Annotated in this window: 4 protein-coding genes; all 4 read left to right on the top strand. The window is 68.6% G+C overall.

Annotation, left to right across the window (positions count from 1 at the left end; translation table 11 throughout):
* On the top strand, positions 1–159 hold a 159-nt coding region (locus ACRDUX_RS14895; RefSeq protein ID WP_526414794.1), incomplete at its 5' end, for an HPr family phosphocarrier protein.
* A gap of 204 nt (positions 160–363) precedes the next feature.
* Positions 364–1,695: a type VII secretion-associated serine protease mycosin gene (mycP, locus tag ACRDUX_RS14890; RefSeq protein WP_526414793.1), complete on the top strand. Its 1,332-nt coding sequence runs from the start codon at positions 364–366 to the stop codon at positions 1,693–1,695.
* Positions 1,692–3,089, top strand: a complete 1,398-nt coding sequence (eccE, locus tag ACRDUX_RS14885) for a type VII secretion protein EccE (protein WP_526414792.1) — start codon at positions 1,692–1,694, stop codon at positions 3,087–3,089. The genes mycP and eccE overlap by 4 nt, the downstream gene beginning before the upstream one ends.
* A 47-nt stretch (positions 3,090–3,136) precedes the next feature.
* On the top strand, positions 3,137–4,345 hold a 1,209-nt coding region (locus tag ACRDUX_RS14880; RefSeq protein WP_526414791.1), incomplete at its 3' end, for a PPE domain-containing protein.

The raw sequence follows: 4,345 nt of genomic DNA, 5'->3' as shown, positions 1-4,345 counted from the left end.
ACCCTGTCCCTCGACGGCGGTGAGCCCGTCGACGCAGGCTCGGCGCTGATGATCATGACGCTCGGGGCAGGCAACGGCGCCCAGGTCACCGTCGCCTCGGACGACGAGGCCGCCCTGGCCGCCGTCGCCCAGCTCGTCCAGCAGGATCTCGACGCCTAGTCAGGCCGTCCGAACCGGGCTCGGCGAGATACGTGTATGGAGCACGCCGACGTCCCAGTAAGCTTGCCTGGTGCACGTGGTCAGGGGGCTTGACGTGAGGCGATGCGTCGCCCAGAGGGTGGTTCCAGCTTTGCTATGGGTGTCGCAGCGCAGTCCAGGTGTCCTGCCCGGACGGGAGGACGGCTCGTGACGCGTCGCATCGTCATGTTGCTGGCGGTGCTGTTCCTCACGCTGTTCAGCGCACCCCCGGCGTTTGCCATCGAGCCGCCGGCCATCGATCCCTCGGCTCTGCCACCTGACGAGACGGGCCCGGATCAGCCCACCGAGCTACGTCGGGTCTGCTCGTCGCCGACGGTCTTTCCTGGCGCCAATTTCGCCGACAAGCCGTGGGCCAACGACTACCTCCGGATCGCCGACGCCCAGAAGTTCGCAACCGGCGCGGGTGTAACCGTCGCCGTCATCGACACCGGGGTGAACGGTTCGCCGCGGGTCCCCGCCCTGCCCGGCGGCGACTTCGTCGACAAGTCCGGCGACGGATTGAACGACTGCGACAGCCACGGGACGCTCACCGCTTCGCTGATCGCCGGACGGCCCGCGCCCACTGACGGTTTCGTCGGCATGGCCCCCGATGCGCGGCTCCTATCGCTGCGGCAGACGTCGGACAACTACCAGCCGGTGGGTGCGCGGACCGACCCGAACGACCCCAACACCACGCCGACGGCGGGTTCGTTGCGCAGCCTGTCCCGCGCCATCGTGCACGCGGCCAACCTCGGCGCGCAGGTGATCAACATCAGCGAGGCCGCCTGCTACAAGATCACTCGGCCGATCGACGAGAAGAGCCTCGGCGCGGCGATCGAGTACGCGGTCAACGCCAAGGGGGCGGTGATCGTCGTCGCGGCGGGCAATACCGGGCAGGACTGTGCGCAAAATCCGCCGCCCGACGCGTCGATACCCTCTGATCCCCGTGGCTGGAAACAGGTTCAGACCATCGTCTCGCCGGCGTGGTACTCGCCGTTGGTGCTCACGGTCGGCGGTATCGGACAGACCGGACAGCCGAGCACGTTCTCGATGTCCGGCCCGTGGGTCGGGGCGGCCGCGCCCGCGGAGAACATCACCGCGCTGGGCTACGACGGCAATCCCGTCAACGCGCTGCAGGGTCAGGACGGACCGATCCCCATCAACGGGACGTCGTTCGCCGCCGCCTACGTGTCGGGCCTCGCCGCGATGCTCAAGCAGCGGTTCCCCGACCTGACGCCGGCCCAGATCATGTACCGGATCACCGCCACCGCACGGCATCCCGGCGGTGGTGTGGACAACTACGTCGGCGCCGGGGTCATCGATCCCGTCGCCGCATTGACGTGGGACGTGCCACCGGGGCCGAAGACGGTGCCGTACAAGGTCGACCAGCTTCCGCCGCCCGTGTTCATCCCGCCGCCCGACCGCGGACCCATCACCATGGTCGTCGTGGGCGGAGTCAGCCTCGCGGTGCTGTTGAGCGTGATCGCCCTCGCCCGCCGCGCACTGAGGCGCCGATGAAGGGCCTGCTGTCGGTCTTCGGACTCCGGCTCACCACCGGCCACCTCCTGTGGGCGGCAGTGCTGATCCCGGCCTGCATCGTGCTCTTCGTCCACCTCCGCCTGATGTGGTTGGCCATCACGCTGGCCGTGTTGATCGCCGTCGCAACGACTCTCACGGTGCGCGGTCGACGTGCCACCGGCTGGATCGCCGCGGTGTTCGCGTGGCGGCGGCGGCACAAGGTGGCACCGGCCACGCCGTCCGAACCCGCCGTTGGGGCGACGGTGATGCCCGGCGATCACGTCGCGGTCCGCTGGCAGGGTGAGCACCTCATCTCGACCATCGAGCTGGTCCCACGCCCATTCACACCGACCGTGATCGTGTCCGGCGAGGCGTTCACCGACGACGTGCTGGACACCGCGCTCATCGAGAAGCTCCTCGCCACCTACTGCCCCGACCTCGAGGCAGACGTCGTCTCGGCAGGGTATCGCGTCGGCAGAACGGCGCCGTCGAGCCTGGTGGCGCTCTACGAGCAGGTGGTGGGCCCCTACCCGGTGCCTGCCAACCGGCGCACCTGGATCGTGTTGCGCGCCAAGCCGGAGGAGACGCGCAAGTCGGCGCTTCGCCGTGAGGCGGGTGTCGCAGGGTTGGCGCGCTACCTCGTCGCATCGACCACCCGAATCGCAGATCATCTGTCCAGCAACGGAATCGACGCGCGGTGCGGCCGCAGCTTCGATGACTTCGACCATGCGACCGAGATCAGCTTCGAGCGCGAGGCGTGGTCGTTGATCAAGGGCCGCAGCACGTTCACTGCCGCATACACCGCCCCCGGTGGCCCCGACGTGTGGTGGTCGGCGCGGGCCGATCACACGATCACGCGTGTTCGGGTCCGCCCTGGCACTGCCCCGACGACGACGGTCCTGCTGACGACGCTGGCGATTCCCTCGACGCCGCGCGGCTTTTCGTGTCTCTTCGGCGGGCAGCGTTCCGCCCTGCACGGGCAGAGCCCCGTCACGGACCGCCACTACGAGTTGCCCATCGGCTCCGCGGGCGTCCTGGTGGGCGAGACGGCCGACCGATATCCGGTCTACATGCCGTTCGACGACGTCGACGTCAGCATCAATCTGGGCGACTCGCGCCTGTTCACGCAGTTCGTGATCCGGTCGGCGGCCGCCGGTGCCGTCGTGACGCTCGGTCCCCAATTCCGCGAGTTCGCCGGGATCATCAACGCCCGCGTCGGGCAGACCGCCAAGGTGGCGTGGCCGAATTCGACCACCTACCTAGGTCCGCATCCCGGCGTCGGCCGAGTGGTGCTGCGGCACAACTTCATCGACACTCCGCGCCATCGGCAGCTTCCGATCCGGTTGATCAACCCGCGTGAGGAAAGCCGCTACCAGATGGCGCTGGAACAATAGAGCTTGGTCTGCTTGGCCGCATTTCGGACAGGTTGTGAGGAGGACACATGGGCGACGGCGTCAAGGTCGATACGGCGGACCTGCGCGCGAAGGCGAAGCAGGTGGCGAACGTCGAGTTCGGTGATCCCGCAGCACTCGTGTCGGGGGTTCAAGCCCCAGACAGCCTGCCCCACACCCAGCGCACCATGGAACATCTCGAGGCGAATGCCAAGTACCTGGCCGAGAACCAGGAGTACGCGAAGACCGAGCAGCAACGACTGTCCGAGACCTTGCTGTCGGTGGCCAAGGCGTATGACGACTTCGACGAGGCCGCCCGGCACAGCCTCGACTCCGGCGGCCCGGCTCCGGCCCCGGTCATACCCCAGGGCAGCGGCACGGCGGAGCCGACGCCACCCGGCAACCTGCCTGCGCCGTCGAGGACCAGCAGCGGCGGGAACCTCTTCATCGACAAGGCGCAAGACGCGCTCGGAAGCGGCGACCACGGTGCGTCACTGGAGACGGCGAAGACTGCGTGGGACACCAACGGGGTGAACCTGCAACGCGCCGGGGCGACCTTCATCGCGCCGATCGTCAACTGGGAGGGCGACGCCGCCGACGAGGCGTACGGCAAGTTCTTCAACTACGGCAACTGGATCACGCTGCTGGGTCAGAAGTGGCAGGCGCTGGCGGTCGAGGCGCACAAGATCGTGGATGCACACCTGGCCGCGGTGGGTGACCACAACCCGGTCTACAACGAGTACAAGTCGTTGGAGGCCAAGATGACCACCGAGAACCAAATGCAGACCATGTCGGCCATGGACAAGCTCAACAAGGAATCCGAGCACATCCAGGACACCTATACGGCCAAGGCCGCGGTCGACCGGGTGACGGTGGACCAGCCACCTCCACCGGTCGGTGCGCCGACATCCAAGGTCGACGCCAACGGCGATCCCCGAAAGCTTCCGTCCGACTGGAAGGACGGCCAGTCACCGCAACAGCCGGGAGCGACGGCGCCCGGCGGCGGTGGCGGAGGTGGGGGCCAGCCCCCGGGCAGTACGCCGTCCGTGCCCCAGACGCCGTCGCCGGCCACGTCGCCGATGTCGGCGGAACAGGCCGGCAACAAGTCGCCGTCAGGCGCCGGCTCCGGTTCTGGTGGCGGCTCACCATCCGGCGGCGGGTCGGGTTCCGGCGGCGGTTCGCCGAGCGGGTCGCCAAGCGGCCTGCCGGGCGGTGGCCCCGAGGACATGCCCGGCCTGCCCGACGACCCGGGCTTGCAC

It is taken from the genome of Mycobacterium sp., from assembly GCF_050701675.1.
GTDB lineage: Bacteria > Actinomycetota > Actinomycetes > Mycobacteriales > Mycobacteriaceae > Mycobacterium.
Note: the sequence above shows the minus strand (reverse complement) of the source record. Positions and strands in the feature narration are given on the sequence as shown.